A 23,742-nucleotide genomic window follows, 5' to 3' on the forward strand; every position below is an offset into this window, starting at 1 on the left:
GCGCCCGTCAAAAAAGCTGATGACGGTGCAATCGGGTCGCAGCGTAAGAAAGTGCCGGTAAGGCTCGGATATAAAAAGAAAAAAAGCCCCAAAGTTCGGTATTCAATGGTATACACGAACCGGTGAGGCGCGCCGTGACCGATTAACAAGGTTTTACGGCCCATCGGTGCTTGTGAAACATTATTGCGCGATGCTAAGGAGTACGACGCAAGATTCCGGGTGCGCAGGCCATCGGCTAAACGCACCGCTATCCAAGGGGGAGTTAGAGTGAAAATCGGAGCTCCAAAGGAGATTTTCGAGGGCGAGGCGCGGGTCGCCATGACGCCCGACTCGGCTTTGCAGCTGCAAAAGCTGGGCCATGAGTGCTTCATCGAGACCGGAGCAGGCGTCCGGGCCGGCTTCACAGACGAGGCCTATGAGGCCGCGAACGTGACCGTCATCAAGACCGCCGCCGCGCTGTTCAAAGAGGTGGATTTCGTCATCAAGGTTCGGCCGCCGAACGATACAGAGGTCAAGCGCCTCAAGCCCGGCCAGACCCTGATCTCGTTCTTCTACCCGGCCCAGAACGAAGAGCTTCTGAAAGCCGCGGAGAAGACCGGTGCGAACGTGATCGCGATGGACATGGTCCCGCGGATTTCGCGCGCGCAGAAGATGGATGCGCTGTCGTCCATGGCCAATATCGCGGGCTACCGTGCGGTGCTCGAGGCAGGCAACAACTTTGGCCGTTTCTTCACCGGTCAGGTGACGGCGGCAGGTAAGGTTCCGCCGGCGAAAGTGCTCGTGGTGGGCGCAGGCGTCGCGGGTCTCGCCGCGATCGGCGCCTCGACCTCGCTGGGTGCGATCACCTACGCGTTCGACGTGCGTCCCGAAGTGGCCGAACAGATCGAGTCGATGGGCGCCGAGTTCGTCTATCTCGACTTTGAGGAGGCCGCGAAAGACGGCGCGGAGACGGGTGGCTATGCTGCGCCGTCCTCGCCGGAGTTCCGTGAAGCCCAGCTTGCCAAATTCCGCGAACTGGCGCCCGATATCGACATCGTCATCACCACCGCTCTGATCCCGGGCCGTGACGCCCCGGTGCTGTGGACCAAGGACATGGTCGAGGCAATGAAGCCGGGCTCCGTGATCGTGGACCTCGCCGCCGAGCGCGGCGGCAACTGCGAACTGACCGTGCCGGACCAGAAGATCGTGAGCGACAATGGCGTGACCATCGTCGGCTACACCGATTTCCCGAGCCGCATGGCGACGCAGAGCTCCGCGCTCTACTCGACCAACATCCGTCACATGATGACGGACCTGACGCCCGAGAAGGACGGTGTCGTCGTCCATGACATGGAAGACGACGTGATCCGCGGCGCGACCGTGGCCTATCAGGGCGAGATCACCTTCCCGCCGCCGAAACCCAAGGTGGCCGCGATCGCGGCGCAGAAGCCGAAGGAAAAGGCCAAGGAGCTGACGCCGGAAGAGAAGCGCGCCGCCGAGGTGGCCGAGTTCAAGAAGCAGACCCGCAATCAGGTGACGCTGCTCGCCGTGGGCGCGATCGTGCTTCTGGGCGTGGGCCTCGTCGCACCGGCCAGCTTCATGCAGCACTTCATCGTCTTCGTGCTCAGCTGTTTCGTGGGCTTCCAGGTGATCTGGAACGTTTCGCACTCGCTGCACACGCCGCTGATGGCTGTGACCAACGCGATCTCGTCGATCATCATCCTCGGCGCGCTGTTGCAGATCGGATCGGGCTCGTGGCTCGTGATCCTGCTCGCTGCGATGTCGGTGTTCATGGCCGGGATCAACATCTTCGGTGGCTTCATGGTCACCCGGCGCATGCTCGCCATGTTCCAGAAGTCGTAAGAGGGGGAGAGCGTAATGGAAAACGGATTCTCGACCGCCGCCTATGTCGTCGCGGCAGTTCTCTTCATCCTCTCGCTGGGCGGCCTTTCGGGGCAGGAAAGCGCGAAACGGGCCGTGTGGTATGGCATCGTCGGCATGGGCCTCGCGGTTCTGGCGACGCTGATCGGCCCCGGTTCGGGCCTCTGGCTTCTCTCGGTCATCCTGATCGCGGCCGGTGGCATCATCGGCTGGTTCGTCGCGAACCGGGTGCAGATGACGGAAATGCCGCAGCTTGTGGCGGCGATGCACTCGCTGGTCGGTCTCGCCGCCGTCTTCGTGGGCTACAACGCCTATATCGAGATGGCGCGCGTCGGCGCGATGGGCATGGAAGAACAGCACGCGCTGAAGGGCTTTGCCGCTCTGATCGCGCATAAGACGCCGGTCGAGCTGTCGATCCTGCGCGTCGAGCTGTTCCTTGGCGTCTTCATCGGGGCCGTGACCTTCACCGGCTCGGTCGTGGCCTTCGGCAAGCTCGCCGGCAAGGTGACCTCGAAGGCGACCAAGCTGCCGGGCGGGCACATCCTCAACGCAACAGCCGCGATCCTCTCGGTGATCCTGCTGATCGCCTTCCTGAACGGGGCAGGCGCTTGGGCGCTGATCGCGATGACGCTTCTGGCCTTCTTCATCGGTTACCACCTGATCATGGGTATCGGCGGCGCCGATATGCCGGTCGTGGTGTCGATGCTGAACTCCTATTCGGGCTGGGCCGCGGCGGCGATCGGCTTCTCGCTGGGCAACGATCTTCTGATCGTCGTCGGCGCGCTGGTCGGCTCCTCGGGTGCGATCCTGTCCTACATCATGTGTAAGGCGATGAACCGCTCGTTCATCAGCGTCATCCTCGGCGGCTTCGGCGGCACCTCCGGTCCCGCGATGGAAGTCGAGGGCGAGCAGATCGCGATCGACGCCGACGGCGTGGCCTCCGCGCTGCGCGACGCCGATAGCGTGATCATCGTGCCGGGCTACGGCATGGCGGTGGCGCAGGCTCAGCAAGCGGTGTCGGAACTGACCCGCAAGCTGCGCAGCCAAGGCAAGGAAGTCCGTTTCGCGATCCACCCGGTCGCGGGCCGTCTGCCGGGCCACATGAACGTGCTGCTGGCCGAGGCGAAAGTGCCTTACGATATCGTTCTGGAAATGGACGAGATCAACGAGGACTTCCCCGATACCGACGTGGTGATCGTCATCGGCTCGAACGACATCGTGAACCCCGCCGCACAGGAAGATCCGAACTCGCCGATCGCTGGCATGCCGGTTCTGGAAGTGTGGAGGGCCAAGCAGGTCTTCGTCTCGAAGCGCGGTCAGGGCACCGGTTATTCGGGCATCGAGAACCCGCTCTTCTACAAAGAGAACACCCGGATGTTCTATGGCGACGCCAAGGACTCGGTGAACCAGCTGCTGCCGCTGATCGACTGATCGGCAGGGCGAGGAAATTGGAAACGGCCGGTCGATGGACCGGCCGTTTTCGTTTGGGATGACTGGCTCGGGGCGACCAGCCCCGGGCCGCGCCCGACCCTCCCCCCGGGAGGGCGCATTGGCGATGTCGGCGCGGGTATGGAGGTAGTGCGGGCTTACGAGATAAACTGCCCAGCCACATTCGTTGCAACGCGCCCACCCGAGGCTCGGGCGCGTCCCTCTGTCGCTAGGTGGAAAATCTAGGGCCTTACGCCCCCACGGCTTCACCGGCCAGCTTGCGAATCCGCTCCACCATCGCGCGCAACCCGTTCGAACGCTGCGCCGAGAGGTGGTCGTTCAGGCCCAGACGGCCCAGCTCGGCGGGGGCGTCGACCTTCAGTACATCCTCGGCCGTCAGCCCGGAATAGAGCGCATGCAGGATCGCGATCAGGCCCTGCACGATCATCGCGTCGCTCTCGCCCTGAAAATCGAATGTCGCCTGCGGGCCCTCGCCCTCGATCCGGGGCAGGAGCCAGACCTGGCTCGCACAGCCCTCCACCTTGGTCGCGGGCACTTTCACCGCATCGTCCAGGGGCGGCAATTCGCGGCCCAACTCGATCACGTGACGGTAGCGGTCCTCCCAATCGTCGAGAAATTCGAAGGTCTCGGCAATCTCTTCAAAGGCTTCGCGCGCCATGGTTACTCGCTCCTACGGACAGGGAATTGCCTATTGGGTAACGGGTTCGCGCCCGAGGGTCCAGACGCGGCTTTTCAAAAGCGCTACAATGGGCTACCACAAATCCGGGTCCAGACCCGGGACAGTATCGGAGCCATCATGAACAAAGCCCTGATCGCGGCACTTGCCCTGACGCTCACCACCGCAGGCTGCGGCACAATCCGTGACAGCAAGCTCAACCCGTTCAACTGGTTCGGGCGCGACACGGCTGCACCGGTGGAAACACTCGCGCCGCGCGGCGGCTACCCCGTGAAGGTCGGCAAGCCGAACCAGCAGCAGGTGTCGCAGGTTTCCTCGCTCTCGGTCGAGAAGATCCCCTCGGGTGCGATCATCACCGCGATGGGCCTGCCGCCGACGCAGGGCTATTGGGATACCGATCTGGTCCCGCTGAATGGCGGTGCGCCGGATGAGAACGGCACGGTGACCTATGTCTTCATGGTCTCGCCGCCGCCCGCTGAAAGCCCCGATGCGCGCCGTGTGATGACCCCGCAGTCGCGCGAGGTCTCGGCGGCTGCGTTCCTGAGCACTTACAAGCTGCAGGGCGTGCGCAAAATCGTGGTGCAGGGCGTCTCCAACGCGCGGTCCGTCGCGCGTTGAGCTTGGCTTGATCTGAATAGGTGAGGCTCGGGGCGACCCGGGCCTTTTTCTTGTCATCTTGCCCGGATCAGCCGCGACAGCGGCCCGGGCAGCGCCCGACCGCCCCCTCGGGCGGGCGCTTGTGGGGTGTCAGCGCGCGCACTGAACGCGTCCGAAACTTTCAGGGATAAAGCGAAGACCACCAAAGAAGGGTGCGCCCACCCGGCGGTCAGGCGCAGCCCTCCGGTGACCTCACACGTCGATCAGCTTCACCGCGCCGCTATCGGCGGTCAGCGCCACTTCGCCCTTGGCCAGACGCAGCGCGTCACTGCCGAAGACTTCCGCACGCCAGCCCTGCAGGGCGGCGACGTCGCGCTTGCCAGCGGCGATGCGATCCAGATCGGAGGACGTCGCGATCAGCTTCGCGGCGACGCCTGCCTGCTGCGATTTCGCCTTCAGAAGCACCCGCAGCAGATCGCCGAGCGCGGTGTCGACCTGCAATTGCTGGGCCTGATTGTCGGGGCGGGGCAGCTTCTCGTTGGGCATCTCCAGCCCTTCACGCACCGCCGTCAGAATGCCCTCGGCGATCTCGCCCTTGCGGGCTTCGCGCAGCAGCAGTCGCGACTTGCCCAGCTCTTCGATAGAAGAGGGCTTGGTCGAGGCCAGCTCCAGCAGCGCGTCATCCTTGAAGATACGGCTCCGCGGGATGTTGCGGTTCTGGGCGTACCCCTCACGGAACTGCGCCAGCTCGCGCACGATGGCGAGGAAGCGGCCCGAATTGGTCCGCGTCTTCACGCGCTTCCACGCCTCTTCGGGGCGGTTGATATAGGTCTCGGGGTTCAGCAGAACCGCCTCTTCCTCTTCGACCCAGGCGTCGCGGCCGGTTTTCTTCAGCTGTTCGTCTAGGAATTCGTAGATCACGCGCAGATGGGTCACATCGGCGATGGCGTATTTCTTCTGCGCCTCGGTCAGCGGACGGCGCGACCAGTCGGTGAAGCGCGAGGACTTGTCGAGCGACTGCTTGGCGATCTTGCGCACCAGCGTCTCGTAGCCCACCTGCTCGCCGAAGCCGCAGACCATCGCGGCGATCTGCGTATCGAACAGCGGATCGGGGAAGACCTGCGCGTCGGTGTAGAAAATCTCCAGATCCTGCCGCGCGGCGTGGAAGACCTTCACGGTCTCCTTGTGGCGGTAAAGATCGTAGAGCGGCTCGAGCGAGAGATCGTCGGACAGCGGGTCGACCAGAACGGCCTCGCCTTCGGTCTCGCCATGATTGGGGAGCGCCATCTGCACGAGGCACAGCTTGGACCAGTAGGTCCGCTCGCGCAGGAATTCGGTGTCGACGGTGACGTAGGGCTCTTGCTTGGCCTTTTCGCAGAAGGCCGCGAGGGCCTCGGTCGTGGTGATGGTCTGCATATCGCGCTTTCAATTCGGTGCGGGCTCATCCCGCGCAGGTGCAAATTCCCTAGACCTTCATGGGGCAAAAGGGAAGGGTGGCGCGTGTTGCGGCCCGGTTTGCGTGGCAGAAGCGCCAGTTTCAGTGCTGCAGGAGGAACGCGGCCCAGGTCAGCCCATAGAGGATGGGCTGGTGGATCAGGTAGATCGGGAGGGTGTGACGGCCTGCGAACAGCGCGACTTTCATCACCCCGCGCGTCTGATCGGGCTGGTAGCGCGCGGCCCGTTTCCAATAGCCCAGCCGGTCGAGCAGTTTCGCCGCGCCCATGCCGATCAGGAACGGTCCGATCCACGGGAAGACCGGCTCGAAATCCATCGAGGGGCGCCACTTCGTCGACAGCCCCAGCCACCACAGCCACGGCTGATTGAACAGCTCGAACGCATAGTTCAGATGCACCCAGACCGCGATCACGCCAAGTGCCGCCAGCAAGATCCACGGCAGGAACAGAAGTGCGGCACCGATCAGCGAACTGACGGCGATGGAATGCAGGATGCCGAAATAGATGAAGTATTCCGGCATCATCACATAGGTCGCCGCACTCACCAGCGCCGCCGCGACCACCACCTTGCCGATCCGCTTCCAGAACGGGGCGGCACGGAAGCCATGGCGATGGGCGAGCACGAGGCTGGCGCCGGCCATGAAGATGAAGGTGCTGGCGACCACGCGGGCGAAATCGAGGAAGGCGGGGTGAAACACCGTGCCACGCGGCACAAAGCCGAAATTCTCGAGATCGTAGGTCAGGTGGAAGATCGCCATGCCGATCAGCGCCACGGCCCGGATCAGGTCGGGGGCGATCATGCGCCCGCGCGGGGCCGTATCCGGGGTCGTGTCCATGCGTCAGTCATGCGCGAAGCGACGGCCGCTCGCAAGCGGGGGCAGCGCATTTCGGCATGAGCGTGCTTACAAATGGGCGCTTACAGAAAGACCGGCGTGCGGTCGCCCTCGGCGAACCGGCGCAGCACCGCCGGATAGAGGCGATGTTCCTGCACCAGCACGCGAGCGGCCAGATCGTCGGGCGTGTCGCCCGGCTCGATCGGAACGCGCGCCTGACCGAGGATCGGCCCGTCATCGAGCACCGGCGTCACCTCATGCACGGTGCAGCCCGCCACCGCATCGCCCGCCTCGATCGCGCGCTTATGGGTGTGCAGCCCGGGATATTTCGGCAAAAGCGAGGGGTGGATGTTGAGCATCCGGCCCTCGAACTGCGCCACGAAGTCCGGCGTCAGCACCCGCATGAAGCCCGCGAGGCAGAGCACATCGGGTTTCGCGGCGAGGATCGGTTTCAGCAGTTCGGCCTCGAAGGCGGCACGATCCTTGCCATAGGGGCGGTGGTCGATGGCGGCGGTCGGCACGCCCATCCGCGCGGCCTTCTCCAGCCCCGACGCCCGCGCGTCGTTCGATGCGACCAGCACCGGGCGGGCAGGGTGGTCCTCTGCCATGCTCTCGACCAGTCGGACCATGTTCGAGCCGCCGCCCGAGATCAGGATCGCGACACGGATCACAGCAGCGCGCCCTCGTAGGCGATGCCCTCATTGGACGTGACGGTGCCGATGCGGGTAACGCTCTCGCCTTCGCCTGCGAGCAGGGTGGCGACCTCGTCGGCCTTGTCCGCCGCGACGACGACGATCATGCCGATGCCGCAATTGAAGGTTTTCAGCAGTTCGCGCTCTTCCATCGAAGCGGTCTCGGCCAGCCAGCGGAACACGCCGGGCAGTTCCCACGCGTCGAGGTCGATCGTCGCGCCCAAGCCCTCGGGCAGAACGCGGGGCAGGTTCTCGGTCAGGCCGCCGCCGGTGATATGGGCCAGCGCGTGAACGCCGCCTGCGCGCACCGCGGCCAGGCATTGTTTGACGTAAAGCCGGGTGGGCGCCAGCAGCGCCTCGCCAAGCGAGCCCTCACCGAAGGGGCAGTCCGCGTCCCAGCCGAGGCCGGACATCTCGACCACCTTGCGCACGAAGGAATAGCCGTTGGAATGCACGCCGTTCGAGCCGAGGCCCAGAAGCACGTCACCCTCGGCCACGCCTGCGGGCAGGTCGGTGCCCCGCTCCATCGCGCCGACCGCGAAGCCCGCGAGGTCGAAATCGCCCTTGGAATACATGCCCGGCATTTCCGCCGTCTCGCCGCCGATCAGCGCGCAGCCCGATTGCGCGCAGCCTTCCGCGATGCCCTCGATGATGCGCGCGGCCTGATCGAGCTCGAGCTTGCCGGTCGCGAAATAATCGAGGAAAAACAGCGGCTCCGCACCTTGGCAGACCAGATCGTTAACGCACATCGCCACGAGGTCGATGCCGATCGTGTCGACATTGCCAGTATCGATTGCTATGCGCAGCTTGGTGCCCACACCATCGGTCGCGCCGACGAGGATCGGATCGTTGTAGCCCGCCGCCTTCAGATCGAACAGCGCGCCGAAGCCGCCCAGACCCGACATCGTGCCCGAGCGCTGCGTGCGCTTGGCTGCGGGTTTGATCCGGTCCACCAATGCATTGCCCGCGTCGATATCGACGCCCGCATCGGCATAGGTGAGGCCCTGTTTTTTCTCGGTCATCGCGGCGCACTCCGGCAAGTAAACTCTTGGCCGAAGCCCTAGCGTAACCGCACGCGCCCCGCAACGTCGAAGGGGATGGGGGTGCGCGCTTTCTTGACGCGCGCGTGCGGCCTGACTAGAGGAATACGCAATGGTGGGCCTGTAGCTCAATTGGTTAGAGCAGGGCGCTCATAACGCCTTGGTTGCGGGTTCAAGTCCTGCCGGGCCTACCAGTTTTCCGCCGAAATTTCCGCGGCTTCGTGGCCGTGTTGCCACGACTCTCCCTATGCGTGTCGCCTCGCCCGGAAAGCCCCCATTTCGCCCAAATTGCGCCGTGAGACGATCACGAACCCGCGCCAAATGAGGGCCTTGTTAGAGTATCAGTAACTATAAAAATCGAGCAGCCACGTCATAGGCCCCGATATTTTTGCACAGTCTTCGAAAGTCGGAGACCGGTCCCTCGCGGGCCGGTCCGACGGTAACAAGGTAAAGCAGCGGCGACATGGCCACGACGTTCAACTGGATATATCTCGGCGTCGCCGAGGACGCGAACGGCAACATCTACTACTTGGATTCCCAAGAGGGAAATTCGAGCATGGAGAATTACAACCTTCTCCAGAACGCCTCCGCTGGGTCCTCCACCGATCCGCTGTTCAGCCACATCACCGAAGCAACGCTGATCGACAATGGCGGCTCGAGTGGTGTTCTCGACACCAATAACAACACGTCCAACGACACGATCCGCACCGATATCGGTGACGGTCAGGGCGTTCGCGATTTCACCTATGACGGTCTGGTGGTCTACAACACGACCATCACCTACACCGACGGCACCACGGCGAATGTGCAATCGGTCCTCGTGCAGACCACGACGGGCGAAGTGTTCCTCGCGCCGGAACTGTCGAATAATGCAACCACAGCGGCCTATGAGGCCAAACCGATCCAGTCGATGATCATCGGCTCAGCGGTGAGCTATCAAAACACCAATCTTGCGCAGGATCGCTACGTCACCGGCTTCGACGATGGCTATGTCGACGGCACCGAAGGGGCGGACCGCATCGACGTGAACTATGTCGAGCCGATCGCGAATGGCTCCGACCGCGTGGACAATAACGATGCGGGGCTCGCGGGCAGCAGCGGCAATGACGACTACATCCGCGCCTATGGTGGCAACGACACCGTGCTGGCCGGGCTCGGCAATGACACGGTCGATGGCGGTACGGGCGACGATTCGATCGATGGCGGGTCGGGCAACGACTCGCTGATCGGCGGCACCGGCAATGACACGCTCCTCGGTGGCAGCGGAAACGACACGCTCACCGGGAACGATGGCAACGATTCCCTCGATGGCGGCGCGGATAATGACTGGCTCGATGGTGGCATCGGTAACGACACTCTGATCGGCGGTCTCGGGAATGACCGGCTGATCGGCGGTGCGGGCAACGACGCGCTCGATGGCGGGGCGGGGACCGATACGCTCGAAGGCGGCACGGGCAATGACACGCTGCATGGCGGCGCGGGCGGCGATATCCTCTCGGGCGGAACCGGGATGGATTATGTCGACTATTCCGATTCCGCGAGCGCGGTGAACATCAACCTTGGCGCGGGCACGGCCACGGGCGGCGATGCGACGGGCGATACGCTCAGCGGCGTCGACGGGATCTACGGCTCGGCGGGCAACGACACGCTGATCGGTTTCGACGGCGCCTCCTCGGACCCGACGGATGGCTACACCAACGTCTTCTACGGCAACGGTGGCGACGACTATATTGACGGCGCGGGTGCGGATGACATCCTCTACGGTGGCACCGGCAATGACACCGTGCTGGGCGGATCGGGCAATGACTCGCTTTACGGCGACGCAGGCAATGACAGCCTCGTTGGCGGCACCGGCGATGACACGCTGTTCGGTGGCGACGGGAACGACGTTCTGCAAGGCGGCGCCGGCAGTGATCAGCTCTATGGCGGTGCGGGAAATGATACGCTCTCGGGCGGCGGCGGTGACCTTCTTATCGGTGGCGCGGATGCCGATAGGTTCATCGACCTCGTCCCCGGCGACACGATCGACGGCTCGGAGACGGGCGACGATTTCGACATCATCGACCTCAGCGACTGGGGCTGGGACAATGTCGCCGTGCATCGTGACGCGGCGAACCCGGAAAACGGCACGATCGATTTCTATGACGGCAATGGCGCGGTCGTCGGCACGGTCAACTTCTCGAATATCGAAAAGGTCATCCCCTGCTTCACGCCGGGCACCTTGATCGCGACGCATAGCGGCGCCCGCGCGGTCGAAAGCCTGCAGGTCGGCGATCGCATTCTGACTCGCGACAGCGGCTTTCAGGTCATCCGCTGGATTGGCACCCGTGCGCTCAGCGCGGCGGAACTGCTGGCGAAGCCGGAATTCCGCTCCATCAAGATCGCACCGGGCGCGCTGGGCGCGAACCAGCCCGAGCGCGAGATGCGCGTCTCGCCGCAGCACCGCATCCTGCTGACCGGGCCGCGCGCGCAGCTGATCGCGGGCGAGCCGGAGGTGCTGGCCGCCGCGCGCCATCTTGTCGGGTTGCCGGGGATCGAGATCGACGAAGAGGCCGAGGCGGTCACCTATATCCACGTGATGTTCGATAATCACGAGATCGTTTTCTCCGACGGGCTCTGGACCGAAAGCTTCCAGCCGGGGCAGGCGACGATGAACGATATGGATCAGGCGCAACGGGCCGAATTGCTTGCGCTCTTCCCGGAACTGGACGGCGAAGTCGAAAGCTATCTCGCCGCGCGGCCGAGCCTAAAACGCCACGAAGCCCGCATCATCGCGGCGGCCTGATCGGGCAAGAGCCACTTCCGTGCGACCTGGTTGCCCTTGCGTTCCCCCGCTCCGGATCGCTAGAGGGTTATTGACCCGTGGATCAATAAAAGGAGCGCGCTGCAATGCCTGACCTCGAAACCTCCCCCAAGGAAGACAGCAAGCCGCGCCCGAACATCCTGATCCTGATGGTCGACCAGCTCAACGGGACGCTCTTTCCCGACGGTCCGGCGGAGTGGCTTCACACGCCCAACCTTCGCAAGCTGGCCGAGCGTTCGGTGCGGTTCGAGAACGCCTATACCGGCTCGCCCCTCTGCGCTCCGGGCCGAGCGGCCTTCATGTCGGGCCAGCTTCCCTCGACGACGGGCGTCTATGACAACGCGGCCGAGTTCCGCTCTGACATTCCCACCTATGCCCACCACCTGCGCCGCGCGGGCTACCAGACTTGCCTCTCGGGCAAGATGCATTTCGTGGGCCCCGATCAGCTTCACGGGTTCGAAGAGCGGCTGACCACCGATATCTACCCCGCCGATTTCGGCTGGACCCCGGATTACCGCAAGCCCGGCGAGCGGATCGACTGGTGGTATCACAACATGGGCTCGGTGACCGGGGCAGGGGTGGCCGAGATTTCCAACCAGATGGAATATGACGACAACGTCGCCCATGAGGCGAAGATGAAGCTCTACGATCTGGCGCGGGGCAATGATGCGCGCCCGTGGATGCTTACCGTCAGCTTTACCCATCCCCACGACCCCTACGTCGCGCGCAAGAAATACTGGGATCTCTACGAGGACTGCGACCATCTCGAACCCGAGGTCGGCACGATCCCCTACGAGGAGCAGGACAACCACTCGAAGCGGATTTTCGACGCGAACGATTGGCGCGAGTTCAACATCACGACCGAGGATATCCGCCGCTCGCGCCGCGCCTATTTCGCGAACCTGTCCTATCTCGACGACAAGATCGGCGAGCTGCTGCAGGTGCTCGAAGACACCCGGCAAGAGGCGACGATCCTCTTCGTCTCCGATCACGGCGACATGCTGGGCGCGCGGGGGCTGTGGTTCAAGATGAGCTTCTACGAGGGCTCGGCGCGCGTGCCGCTGATGATCTCGGCACCGGGGCTGGAGCCGGGGCTGGTCTCCGATCCGGTCTCGACGATCGACGTCACGCCGACGCTCTGCGATCTGGCGGGCATCTCGATGGACGAAATCGCGCCCTGGATCGACGGGCAGACCCTGCTGCCGCAGGCCAAGCGCGAGCCCCGCAAAGAGGCGGTCGCGATGGAATATGCCGCCGAGGCCTCTTACGCGCCGCTCGTGAGCCTGCGCAAAGGGCGCTACAAGCTGAACCTGTGCAATCTCGATCCCGATCAGCTCTTCGACGTCGAGGCCGATCCGCATGAGTTGACCAACCTCGCAGACGATCCCACCCATGCCGAGGCCTATGCCGCGCTGAAGGCGGAGGCGGCTCAGCGCTGGGATCTGGATCGTTTCGACGAGGACGTCCGGGCCAGTCAGGCGCGGCGCTGGGTCGTCTACGAGGCGCTCAGCCAGGGCGGCCAGTATCCGTGGGATTATCAGCCGCTCAAGAAGGCCTCCGAGGCCTATATGCGCAATCACATGGACCTTAACGTGCTGGAAGAAAACAAACGCTTCCCGCGCGGGGAGTAAGAGCGCGTGGTCCGGGGCGTGTCAGCCCCGGACCAATCCCCGGCGCCTTTCACTACCCCGTGAGCGCCTTTCCGGAACGCCGCGCCGCCCTAAGCTGTTGTCCAACCCAACAGGCAGACAGGAGATCGACCATGAGCGTTCCGACCCTCACCCTCAATGACGGCATCAAGATTCCGCAGCTGGGCCTCGGCGTCTGGAAAATGGACGATGCCGATGCGCCCGCCATCATCGAAAACGCCCTCGACGCGGGCTATCGCCATATCGACACCGCCGCCGCTTACGGCAACGAGGCGGGCGTGGGCCGCGGCATCGCGCAAAGCGGCGTGGCGCGCGAAGACATCTTCGTGACCTCGAAGCTCTGGAACGACCGGCAGGGCTATGACGAGACCAAGCGCGCCTTCGACGAGACGATGGGCAAACTGGGCTTCGACTATCTCGACCTCTACCTGATCCACTGGCCGATGCCCGCCAAGGACAAATATGTCGAGACATGGAAGGCGCTGATCGAGCTGCGCGACGCGGGCCGCATCCGCGCGATCGGTGTGTCGAACTTCCTGCCCGACCACCTCGAGCGGTTGATCGAAGAAACTGGTGAGGCGCCCGCGATTAACCAGATCGAGCTGCATCCGCGCTTCCAGCAGGCCGCGCAGCGCGAGGTGCATGAAAAACTCGGTATCACCACCGAATGCTGGTCGCCGCTGGGGCAGGGCGAGGCGCTCTCGAACCCGATCCTGACCGAAATCGCGGCCCGCTATGGCAAGTCGGCGGCGCAGGTCACGCTGCGCTGGCAGATCCAGCTGGGCTGCGTGACGATCCCGAAATCCTCCAATCACGAGCGGATGCGCGAGAATATCGACGTGTTCGATTTCGAGTTGACCGAGGATGAGATGGCGCAGATCAAGGATATCGACGCCGCGGGAGGCCGCATCGGGCCGGATCCCGCCACCGCCGATTTCTGAGGAGCCCGATGGGTCATGCCACCCCGGCGACACAGGCGCTGACCCGCGCCAAGCTCGCCTTCGAACTGCACGAATATGCCTATGAGGCCGGTCAGGAGAAGATCGGCCTCCATGCCGCCGGTGCGCTCGGAGTGGAGCCTTCGCGGGTTCTCAAGACCCTGATGGTCGAGGTGGATGGCAAGCCTGCCTGCGCGGTGATCCCGTCTGACGCGACACTGTCGATGAAGAAGGTGGCCGCGGCCTTCGGGGGCAAATCCGCGAAGATGATGGAGCCCGCCAAGGCCGAGAAGCTGACCGGGTTTCGCACCGGCGGCATCAGCCCCTTCGGCCAGAAACGCGCAAGCCCGGTGGCGTTTGAGCAGAGCGCGCTTCGCTATGACCGGATCATCCTGAACGGCGGCAAGCGCGGGCTGATGATCGAACTTCTACCTGATGAGGCGCTGTCAGCCGCGCGGGCCGAGGCAAAGCCCCTCATCGCCGATCAGTGACCGCCCATCCCCTTGCGGATGCGCCGGATCATCAGCCAGACCGCGAGGATCACGATCGGCGTCAGCCCCGCCATCATCAGCTCTTTGCTCAGCCCGATCTTTTTCGAGAGCGGATAGGCGAGATAGCCCGCGACCGAGATCGCGTAATAGCTGATCGCGACCACCGACAGCCCCTCGACCGTGTGCTGCAGGCGCAGTTGCAGGTCCGACCGGCGATCCATGCTTTCCAGCACTTTCTGGTTCTGCGCCGAGCGTTCCACATCGACCCGCGTGCGTAGCAGTTCGCCCGCGCGCGCCGCCCGCGTCACCATCTGGCGCAGCCGCGTTTCGGCCGATTTGACCGTGCGCACCGCCGGATCGTAGCGCCGCGCCATGAATTCGCTGAGCTTCTGTCGCCCCTCGAAGCGGCTTTCGCGCAGGGCCTCCACCCGCTCGCGCACGATCGCCTCATAGGCACCGGTCGCAGAGAAGCGGAAGGAATGTTGCACCGCGAGGCTCTCCAGCTCGGCGGAGATTTCCAGCAGGTCGTGCAGCGTCTCTTCGGCGGAATTGGCGTCATTGCCCATCCCGTCCACGATCTCGGTCAGGCGCGGGTCGAGCGCATTGAGCCGCTTCGACAGGTCGCGCGCCCGCGCCAGCCCCAGCATCGACATCGCGCGATAGGTTTCCAGCTCGCAAAGCCGCTGCACCGTGCGCCCGATCCGCCCGGGCCCGGTGCCGGGTCGCGCGAAGACGGCAAAGCGCATCTGCCCGTTCGGGTCGATCCGGAAATCTCCCGCGACCACCGCCGCCCCGTCGAGCACCCAGGTGCAGACGAGGCTTTCGGTGACGAACCATTGCTCCAGCAGCGGCGAGATGTCGTCGGGGTTCTCGGGCAGCTCCTCGATGCGGATCTGCACCGCGGCGATCCGTCCGCCGGGTGCCGCATCGATCCAGCTGTCGGGGAATATCTCGGTCTCCGCCGGGTCGAAAGCGCGCGACGACACGCCCTTGCCGAACGCGAGATAGGTGGTGAATTCGGTATGGCTCTCCCATTTCACCTCATGGCGACCGATCTTGCCGCCGTAATGGGTGATCCCCGCCTGTGGCTGCGCCGCCCCGTTGCGCGTCAGAAGATCGACGAGGTGATCGTGATCCTTGCTGCGGTCGCGATTGGCGGCGTCGCGCGGCTCCTTGAAGGCGACATAGACCGCATGTCCCGGCACGCCGAGTTTCGGATAGGGGCGGGCGTGCAATTCGTTCACGAGCGCATAGCGCTGGGGATGGTCGGGCAGGTGGGGCTTTGGGTCGGCGGTCATCTCTCAAGTCTCGCTCACGCGGGTGTTACCCTCTAGCTGCGGCGAAATTCCCGGCTGATCAAGCGTTTGACGGCATGCATCGGAATACCGGGCAAATCTGCCACAGCGCCACGCGGATCAAGAGAGGGCAGGGGGCCTAACCCGACCGATAGTTGTCAGCGGAGTGCCTCTGCAGTGCTTAACTGGCTGATGGTACCGGACTGCGCCGGTACGTTCCGATCGCTGCCCAGCCAATGAGGAGCCCGTGACAAAGAGAAAGGGCGCGGATTGCACCGCGCCCTTTTCCTGTTCGTTTTGCGTGATCTAAGGTCGATCAGTCTTCGTCGGCGTTGCCCGAATTCCCGGGCGCAACGCTTGCAACGCCTTCGTTTTCACGTGTGGCGCCAGTCTTTTCGATCCGCTGCGCGATCTCGTCGCGCACGACGTCCGGGCAGTCGGGGTGGTTTGCGATCCGCTTGGCATTCGCCTGCGTGGCGGTTTCGCTGAACAGGCGGAAGAACTCTTCCGCTTTGGGCGTACCCGCCAGCTGGGCCAAGACGCTCTCGAGGCTTGCGAAGAGCGCTTTATTCGCGCGGTCATGTTCGCGGTGCTGATCAAGAGCGATCTGGGCAGTGAGGTTTTCCGCGCGGGCTTTCATTTGCCGTTGGCGGTCGGTCATACGGTTCCAGTCGATGACAGGATGCCGGTGTTTCTGTGCCATGTAGTCGAGTCCTTTCGTGGCGGTCTTTGCAGCGCCTGCCCCGCGCCTATCGCGGGGCTTCTTGGCCGCTGTTTAGGAGGTGGGTTCATCGCGCTGAGCGCGGAAATCGAATTCGCGAACTTTTCACGTTTTCTCATCCGAGCCCCGACCGACGTCGTCGGACCGGGCGCGCGACAAGCGTCGCCGAAGCGCATTCAGCGGCAACGAAAGCGATCTGCGCGCCTGAGCGAGACGTTGGCGCGCTTTGTCTGGAAGCGTGGTCGCGATCTCGAGAAGCGCTGCGTCCGCCGCCTCAATCTGGGTGAACTCATCATCGAGTTCGGCGCGTGCTTCTTTGCGTGCTCGTTGTCGGAGAACCTCGAGCGCGCGTCCGAAAAGGAGCCGCACAGGCGATGTCGTATCGACTTGAGCGTCCTGTCGCACGGTCTCGTCCGTGTCGGAGCCAATATCCACGCGGCCTTCAGCCACCGCAGCCGCGACATCAAGCACGGACTGAGCCTCTTGCTGCCGCTGCGTGACGGTACGCTCTTGATCTGCGAGCGCCGATTTTTCGGCAGCGAGGGTTCCCTCGGCCTGCTTCACCACCTTGTCGCGAGTGGCCAGCTCAATCTCCTGGCTCTCGCGCCATTTCCGTGGGCTGACGTGATCGCGATGTTCTGGCAACGCGATCTCGGTTCCAGGATCGGCCGCCCCATTCGCGCGCGCTTCGCGGACTTTCCTGTTGTGTTTAAGGGCCTCCCGCAGGGCTTGCTTGCGACGCTCGCCGCGCTGGAGCCCAATCTCCGCGAACCATTCGCCGACGCTATCTTGCGCCTTCTCGTAGCTCCGGATCAGCGGATGGACTGCTGGCTGCAGCATACGCCGGCCATCGGTTGTCACTGCGCGGGGAATGATCACAGCGTGGATATGATATGCTGTTTCGTCGAGATCGGCGCGTGCATGAACGCAGTCGTCGCCGAAATTGGTCAAGAGCCACTCCTTGGCTCGCATCTCGAATTGCATCTCTCGCGTCGGGCCGCTCTCGCCGAGAAACTCGGTAAGATCTTTGTCGAACCACTCTTTGTTTACCGTCAGAATGATTTCGCGCAGCGGACCGTGCCGGGTTGCGCGCCAGGGATCGCGCGGCCCACGGAAAAGCGCATTCTTAAGTTCCGTCTTCCGACGCCGGCGGCGCAGCTGCTCCAGTTCGAGGAGATGGTTCGCGTGGCGCATGTCTTGAATCTCGTCCCACGCATCCTGCGCCCAGGTTTCCGAGCCGAGTAGCCGCCTGTTCGGGCTCTTGGGACTTTGTTCGCAATGGCCGTTATCACCCCCGCTGCGCATCCGGTGCTTCTCGTAACCGGCAAGATTGCGGGGGTGCATACCTTGCATGCGCATGACGATTGGGTAGTGGGTTTTCGTTGCTGATGACATGGTCGATCTCCGTGTTTGTGAGATCGAGGTGGGTTCATGTCATTTGGCGCGGAAATCGCTGTGAATTTCCCCCGGTATCTACCCGGGAGGTGCCTGCGAGGCGGGTGTCGGGGATGGCGAAGCGATCGGGGGAGACTCGGTCACAAAGGGCGGAGCGCAGTCGTTCTCTGCGGTGTGAAAAGCAGTCTGTTGAAAGGCCCAAAGCAGGCTAAATCAATTGAGACTGTCGCATGCCTTCAACTTTGTTCCTCCCCGACTGCACCCTTCATTTGTCGTCAGTGCAACTTATTGCGTGCTATCCGTGGCACCTCAGGTTTCCGACCGCGGGCCACGGCGAGTGAGGTCGACTACGATGACCGTGACCTCTTCAATGTCCGGCCAGTCACCAGCGACCAAATTCCAATAGTTCTGCAAGGCGGTCTCGAGACCATTCAGGTCAACTCGGCAACCGCCGATCTCCCACTTGCGATCTGCCGCTCGCCCTTGCCAAGTCAGAAGCATGATACCTCGGCCACCGGCCTCCGCGCGGAGATAGTCTCCGGCGAGTTGGTTTCGAAGCCGCTCGCACAGTTCAGGTCCCGTCCAGCCCTTGTCCAGTAGCTTCAGTTCAATCGGAACGGGCGTGACGCCCGGCGCTTGCATCCAAATGTCGGGCCGTTGGGAGTTTGGCATCTCATTTTCTTGGGCACACGTGTATTTCCCATTCGCCAAGTCATTAAGGCGACCGGTGATGAGGTTTCGCACCTCCGTTTCCGCCTCCGCGCGCTGCCATGTCCGGTACGGGCTGTCGTCGCCATCCTCCAACCAAGCGCGGATATCGATTAGCCGGTTAACGGTCAGGGAGAAGAGCCGGGCGTTAGTATCCGGCACCAACGTTTGGTCTACATTGAACTGACGTACTTGATCATCAGTCCAGTCGTCGACGTCCCCGTCTTTCTCGGCCCGTTGATATGCCAATTGTTGCATCCAGTCGCGCGAGGCCTCATTAGGATGATCCTCAGCCAGTTGCCGCAACGCTAGGTAGGTTGTCTTCCCCGGGATATCGCAGAGGACGTTGAAAAGGCTGTTGCGAGCATCTTGGGCGTCATCGCGTAGCCCAGGAGAGTAGACGCCGCGGCCGGCCCGCTCGATATCCTCTGCCACCCTAATGTGCTGGTGCATGAGGGTATAAAGTCGCTTGAGGTGTTCCGGCTTGCGATAGCTGTCGAATCCGGTGCTGAGGTGCTGGCCGCGACGATCGCCAAGGAGTTCGATGATGAAATGCTGAGCCGCCGTCGATGCCTCGTCGGCGGGCATTGCGCCGAGCCAGGCTTCCAACCGCGGGATCGCCGGTGCTGCTTCAGTATCAACCCAGAGCGCGTACCATTTAGCTTTCTCGGATGCCGGCAAATGAAATTCAACTTTGCTGCGTGCGAGGTCCGAAAGACGACCGCCATCGGCCGTGCTCTTGGCGATGTAGATTGCTTGGCGAAGTACAACCGTGTCGCGCACCGTATTCGCCTCAAGCCAGTCAATGACCCAATCCGCGATATGCGCGTGCAGCCACGGCGCGTGGTATACAATTTCATGAAGCATGTAGGATCGTGGCGCCTCGTCGCGTCTAAGGTCCCAACCAAGTTCTTGGAGCATCATTCCGGTGACGGTTTCAGGGCGATCACGAAACGCTTTCTCCGACCAAGTCGGAAATCCGTTCAGTTCCCATGGCACATAACGAACGGCGAGCAGCAATTCCTCATCGCTCAGATGCCTAGGAAAATCGGTGATTGTCTCGGCTTCGATTTCTAGACCGGCAAGCCCGAATATCAATGTGTTCGGAACGCTGCTCGTATCAAGCCCTTCGGAAGCCACCTTTGGTGAATAGTGACGCCAATGTCTCATTGCGGCGTCGCGGTATTCTGAGGCAACTTCTTCACCGAACGTGCCGATGAGACTGCGCCAGTCGTCACCACGCCAGCGGGAACTGTCGCCGTTCTGGGTCGCTTCCATCAGATGGTACTGATTGTTCGTCATTTCTCCCGGCTCGACGCTTTCTGGACGACGAACAAGGGACGGGTCGGCCTTTAGATCCTCGATCCACCGGCGACGCCTCTCTTTCGCCACCGCGTCCTTTCTCTGACGTTTGCGTCGAGCCTTTTCGAGCCGCTCATCCATGGCCTGCTGCCTTCTAGAGGGTTTCCAGCTGATCATACCTTCAAGGTGTTCTGCTAGCACGGGCGCAGTTTTGACCCTGTCTCGAAGCTTGGCCAAACCTTCGTCAGGCTGCTTGGTTTCTCTGACCAGACGATAGGCCAAAGTGACCGCAACAAGCTTATCGTCTTGGTTTCCGCGCTCGGAGATCCATGTCAATACGCGTTCGAAATCGTCGCCTTCGTAGCGACAACAATCATCAAACAGTGCCTTGAACGGATCAGTCACACGAGCACCATCGGTCGCTTCCCGGTCCCCCCGCTCTTCGGCGATCGCTGACCAGAAGATGGTGTCGTTCAATTCAGGCCATTCCGGCACGGCCTTCTGAAGCCTCGTCGCGTGTTCGCTGAGATCGATATCGTGCCAGAAGCGGGCAGCAGAGAGCTTGTGCAGTATGGCGACCGAATTGCCTTCAAGAGCATGCATCGACCGCACGCCAACAAGCCGCTCGACAGCGTGCACTGCTGCGCTGAGAAGCCAACAGTGGTTCTGGGATATCCGTTCACGGCCGCCTTGGAGATGAGGTGCCCGACCCAGCATGCTATTCAGGCCTTCAACCAGTCTCGCAAGCTCCCGCTGGCCTTCGGCATTCTCGATCTCGAAGCCGTCAATGAACCGATGCAGTGCATCGGACAATCCGGTGACCTGGAAACGTTCGTACGGCGTCAACCGTTCTATCGTAGCAAGTAGCCGTTCAACGGACGCACGATTAGACGTTGCGTTACTAAAAATCTCCGCCGCCAGACGGCGGTCTATCAATCCAGAGTTGGCGACGATTCGATCCCAAACAGTATCAAAGTCCCCACTGGTTCCAGCCGTTGCGACAGCTCTAAGCGCAGCAATCCTGGCGTACGGGCCACGCATGAGGTCGGTGGCAATCTCCGCCAAAGGGCCTATGCAATCTGTCATCTCGCCCTGCCAGACCAATCTGCCCAAGTAGAACAAGGCGGAGTCGTTCTCTCGATGCCGTTGGATGAGCTCCAGGACGTCATTGGAGAGGTCGGGCAGGGCTATTCGCGCGATGGCGTCATTGTTGTTCGCAGACCGAGAACCGGCATCCGTGGCGATCCTTGCGACGATTTCGTGGAGCAGGCGCTTCCTTTCGTCCACGGGAAGACGCGACACGTCTCCCCCTTCCACGACGATTTCCGGGCTGAGCGAAACTGCCTTCTGACGGATGTTGTCATCGAGCAAGATCAACCACGGCAGCAGCGGTCTCAGGCTCGGCGCGATGAACTTGTGGCCGTACTTCTCGCGAAAGATCAAAGTCTCGACCGCGCGACGAGAGCTGCCCGTTTTCAGATGTTCTGCCAGCCATTCGGCCGCGAGAAATTCGCGCACCTCACGGTGTCGGAAACGCACCTTTCCGTAGATGGCATCATCGAAGATCCCACGCTCGAGCAGGGCGTGAACATCGTTTGGATGCCAGTCGCCGAGAACAACGACCGCGTCCACTCCATCCTTCCGCGGGTGCTCGTCCGGGACGTTGATTCCAGATTTCCCAGATAGGACTACGGCCGCTGCCAGACTTCTCGCGCCTGCTCGAGCCATTTCTCGATTGAGCGGCTGTTGCCTGTCTCGGGTGGGATTGCTTTCCGAAAGCCTTTTACTGATCCCAAAGTTCAGAAAATCGAAACGACTCCCGAGTTTGCCGTCCTCCTTCCACTTTTCGATTATACCTTCGAGATCGAAAGGCCGCGCGGCAACCGCGGTTAGATTACGTCGCTGTATGTCGTCGACCAATCGGTCAGCATTATCAACGCCACGCGCCTCAGCAAAGACGCGCATTTCTGGTCCCGTGAGGTCGTTCAAAACGAAGACACTCAAGCCATCATCGGCAGTCGACGTCTCTTCCACCTTATGGCGACCCTCGTTGGCAGGCTCGTCAGCTTCGCCAGTTTGCGCGACCCCGCTCCTCGGCGTCGCATAGGGCAGATGCTTCTTCACCATCAGGTAATCGGTGTGGCTACGCCAGGCGTACGGACGGCTCGAGATCACGACGTGCGCGCGGTGTTGAGCAGACTTTATGCGGCGGGCGAAGCGGCGTATCGCTTTCTCGAAAGCCCTTGGGTCATCGAGGCGCGCCTCATCGATGGAGTCGAGGTAGAACCACGCCTCATCCGACGACGTCAGCCAGGCGTCAAATTCATCGGCGTCTCCGACCTCGAACGCCAGTTCGAAGTCTTCGATGATGTCTTCGATGCGAATGAAAAATGCGGCACCGCCCACTTGACGCTTCGCTTTCGCTCGTATCCACATCTCGTGCGTTTTGCCGATACCCGCCCCGGCAAGGATGACCGCACGACGGGTGCTTTCCACGGTGTCCCAGTCGATCGGCTTACGTCCACCGACGAAAGCCATGATTTCGTGGTTCTTCGCATCTTTTTCTGTCGCGTGAAGCGGCGAGAACGTGCGGTCGAGCGGGACGTGATCACCACGGGTCAAAGGCTAACTCCAAGCACGTAATTATCGGGTCGGATAGGAGATATTCACCGTCGCCAGCTTCTCGTTCAAGCCCTAAGCGCAGTGAGCGTGGGAGAGTTTTGGGCCGAGAGAGACACGCATTTTCGCTTACTGCGAACGGGGATGCCACGCTGAGTATGAACGACCGCTTCGAGCGACTGCGGTGCAAGAGCCCGAAATGGAACTGATCGTCAGTGTCGTGTCGTCACTCGCACAGGGCAATTGTGATGCTTATGACACCCAAGAGAACAGACATCAGTGCGAGCCAAGCAGGGACGTGAACGGCTGGATCGGGCGTTTTTAGAAGCCAGCCAATTTTTCCAGGCCATCTAACCTTGGTGATGGAAAAATTGAGACTTCCACCTTTGTCTACACCGAGAGCTTCTCTGATGTCATATGGCATGAAGATGGCAGACCCGTCGTCATGCCCAAGGACGAGAACTTTAACAGATTTGGCGTTCTCGGCGTTTGACAGATTAGCAATGCCATAGCGCGGGATACCGGCCCGGTACGCTTTGTTGAGACGAACCAGCAAGCGGCCAGAATCGTTGGCGGGGAGAGCCTTTACTGGCAGCTTTGTCATCGCCTGAACCTTAAATTGCTCGGTCGCTACCGAATAGCATATAATGTCCGCTTCAAGTAAGCTGCATTGCAACGGTGGCTTGCAGCATGAATGGCAGCTTTAGGCCGTTCCTAGAAATCAGTCGTGAACACTTTTATGCGCCCCGCCGCGTCGAAGAGCTTTTTGTCGTATTTCTCAGAAGCTTTCTGCTGCACCGCAGGCAACCCGTAATCGTCAATCGCCTCTTGTGAGCTGACCACAACGACGCGTGTGTTGCCATCAAATGCCTCTATAAGTGTTTCGAAATCCGCGGAGTTTCCCTGCTTTCCGGAAAATGTAAGTGACACTAGACCCGCCTCCAAAATATTTCCCAGTCAGCCTCGCGGGAAACCACACCTGGGATTTCTCTGAATTGTGAGCTGATAATTCCAATTTCAGTATGCATGGGATGTTTGCGAACTTGCAACGCACAAATTCTGCGCGCCGCTCGAATGGAAGCAATGCGGAAGCTGCACTGCAATGTCAGGTCAGCTGCTGTGCGGCAGCTCAGAGCCGATTGAGGGGGTCTGATGCAGACGACATTCACCATCAGTCTTTCCTCCCCAACGACTGAACCGCCCCCCCCCGGAATGCAGCT

At 62.0% G+C, this 23,742-nt stretch carries 18 protein-coding genes and 1 tRNA gene; 8 read left to right on the forward strand and 11 right to left on the reverse strand.

Translation table 11 applies throughout. The features are described 5' to 3' along the window. Positions 1–267 precede the first annotated feature (267 nt). The gene (locus AKL02_RS06755; protein WP_083074942.1) at positions 268–1,842 is read left to right on the forward strand and encodes a Re/Si-specific NAD(P)(+) transhydrogenase subunit alpha; all 1,575 of its coding nucleotides are present in this window, start codon (positions 268–270) and stop codon (positions 1,840–1,842) included. A 15-nt stretch (positions 1,843–1,857) separates the two neighbouring features. After that, positions 1,858–3,291: an NAD(P)(+) transhydrogenase (Re/Si-specific) subunit beta gene (locus AKL02_RS06760; protein ID WP_083074943.1), complete on the forward strand. Its 1,434-nt coding sequence runs from the start codon at positions 1,858–1,860 to the stop codon at positions 3,289–3,291. A gap of 247 nt (positions 3,292–3,538) precedes the next feature. On the opposite strand, the gene AKL02_RS06765 is transcribed toward AKL02_RS06760, so the two are convergent. Continuing rightward, positions 3,539–3,967, reverse strand: a complete 429-nt coding sequence (locus AKL02_RS06765; RefSeq protein ID WP_078603846.1) for a SufE family protein — start codon at positions 3,965–3,967, stop codon at positions 3,539–3,541. A gap of 138 nt (positions 3,968–4,105) precedes the next feature. Here AKL02_RS06765 and AKL02_RS06770 point away from each other — a divergent pair, with 138 nt between their 5' ends. Then, positions 4,106–4,603 (forward strand): hypothetical protein, encoded by a 498-nt coding sequence (locus AKL02_RS06770; RefSeq protein ID WP_078599357.1) that lies wholly within the window; start codon positions 4,106–4,108, stop codon positions 4,601–4,603. A 231-nt stretch (positions 4,604–4,834) separates the two neighbouring features. Here AKL02_RS06770 and rnd read toward each other — a convergent pair whose 3' ends face one another. The 4 genes from rnd to purM form a co-directional block, all read right to left on the reverse strand. Beyond that, entirely contained in the window at positions 4,835–5,998 is a 1,164-nt protein-coding gene (rnd, locus tag AKL02_RS06775) for a ribonuclease D (RefSeq protein ID WP_078599356.1), read from the reverse strand. A gap of 121 nt (positions 5,999–6,119) precedes the next feature. Continuing rightward, positions 6,120–6,872: an acetyltransferase domain-containing protein gene (locus AKL02_RS06780; RefSeq protein ID WP_083074946.1), complete on the reverse strand. Its 753-nt coding sequence runs from the start codon at positions 6,870–6,872 to the stop codon at positions 6,120–6,122. Positions 6,873–6,952: 80 nt separating this feature from the next. Beyond that, positions 6,953–7,540, reverse strand: a complete 588-nt coding sequence (purN, locus tag AKL02_RS06785; RefSeq protein ID WP_083074949.1) for a phosphoribosylglycinamide formyltransferase — start codon at positions 7,538–7,540, stop codon at positions 6,953–6,955. Continuing rightward, positions 7,537–8,583: a phosphoribosylformylglycinamidine cyclo-ligase gene (gene purM, locus AKL02_RS06790; RefSeq protein ID WP_083074952.1), complete on the reverse strand. Its 1,047-nt coding sequence runs from the start codon at positions 8,581–8,583 to the stop codon at positions 7,537–7,539. The genes purN and purM overlap by 4 nt, the downstream gene beginning before the upstream one ends. 135 nt (positions 8,584–8,718) lie before the next feature. Here purM and AKL02_RS06795 point away from each other — a divergent pair. From AKL02_RS06795 to ybaK, 5 genes are all read left to right on the forward strand, one after another. Next, positions 8,719–8,795: transfer RNA gene (locus AKL02_RS06795), tRNA-Ile, on the forward strand. A gap of 269 nt (positions 8,796–9,064) precedes the next feature. Continuing rightward, the gene (locus AKL02_RS06800; RefSeq protein ID WP_232621729.1) at positions 9,065–11,386 is read left to right on the forward strand and encodes a Hint domain-containing protein; all 2,322 of its coding nucleotides are present in this window, start codon (positions 9,065–9,067) and stop codon (positions 11,384–11,386) included. A 104-nt stretch (positions 11,387–11,490) separates the two neighbouring features. Next, positions 11,491–13,035 (forward strand): choline-sulfatase, encoded by a 1,545-nt coding sequence (gene betC, locus AKL02_RS06805; protein WP_083074954.1) that lies wholly within the window; start codon positions 11,491–11,493, stop codon positions 13,033–13,035. Positions 13,036–13,166: 131 nt separating this feature from the next. After that, a complete protein-coding gene (locus AKL02_RS06810) occupies positions 13,167–13,994 on the forward strand; it encodes an aldo/keto reductase (protein WP_083074957.1) in 828 nt (275 codons plus the stop codon). 8 nt (positions 13,995–14,002) lie between these two features. Further along, positions 14,003–14,482, forward strand: coding sequence for a Cys-tRNA(Pro) deacylase (gene ybaK / locus AKL02_RS06815; protein WP_083074960.1), 480 nt, complete (start codon positions 14,003–14,005; stop codon positions 14,480–14,482). Here the strand turns inward: ybaK and AKL02_RS06820 are convergent. The 6 genes from AKL02_RS06820 to AKL02_RS06845 form a co-directional block, all read right to left on the reverse strand. Then, a complete protein-coding gene (locus tag AKL02_RS06820; RefSeq protein ID WP_083074963.1) occupies positions 14,476–15,780 on the reverse strand; it encodes a DUF3422 family protein in 1,305 nt (434 codons plus the stop codon). The two genes, ybaK and AKL02_RS06820, sit on opposite strands and share 7 nt — an antisense overlap. 313 nt (positions 15,781–16,093) lie before the next feature. After that, positions 16,094–16,480 (reverse strand): hypothetical protein, encoded by a 387-nt coding sequence (locus AKL02_RS06825; RefSeq protein WP_083074966.1) that lies wholly within the window; start codon positions 16,478–16,480, stop codon positions 16,094–16,096. A gap of 123 nt (positions 16,481–16,603) precedes the next feature. Beyond that, positions 16,604–17,893 (reverse strand): Pre (Mob) type recombination enzyme, encoded by a 1,290-nt coding sequence (locus tag AKL02_RS06830; RefSeq protein ID WP_133051913.1) that lies wholly within the window; start codon positions 17,891–17,893, stop codon positions 16,604–16,606. Positions 17,894–18,202: 309 nt separating this feature from the next. Continuing rightward, the gene (locus tag AKL02_RS06835) at positions 18,203–22,525 is read right to left on the reverse strand and encodes an NACHT domain-containing antiphage protein HyoA (protein ID WP_165756913.1); all 4,323 of its coding nucleotides are present in this window, start codon (positions 22,523–22,525) and stop codon (positions 18,203–18,205) included. Between the two features lie 223 nt (positions 22,526–22,748). After that, positions 22,749–23,126 carry a hypothetical protein gene (locus AKL02_RS06840; protein ID WP_133051914.1) on the reverse strand — a complete coding sequence of 126 codons (378 nt, stop codon included), beginning with the start codon at positions 23,124–23,126 and terminating at the stop codon, positions 22,749–22,751. 110 nt (positions 23,127–23,236) lie between these two features. Continuing rightward, positions 23,237–23,452 (reverse strand): hypothetical protein, encoded by a 216-nt coding sequence (locus tag AKL02_RS06845; RefSeq protein ID WP_133051915.1) that lies wholly within the window; start codon positions 23,450–23,452, stop codon positions 23,237–23,239. Between the last annotated feature and the right edge of the window lie 290 nt (positions 23,453–23,742).

This window comes from Thioclava electrotropha (assembly GCF_002085925.2).
Classification (GTDB): Bacteria; Pseudomonadota; Alphaproteobacteria; order Rhodobacterales; family Rhodobacteraceae; genus Thioclava; species Thioclava electrotropha.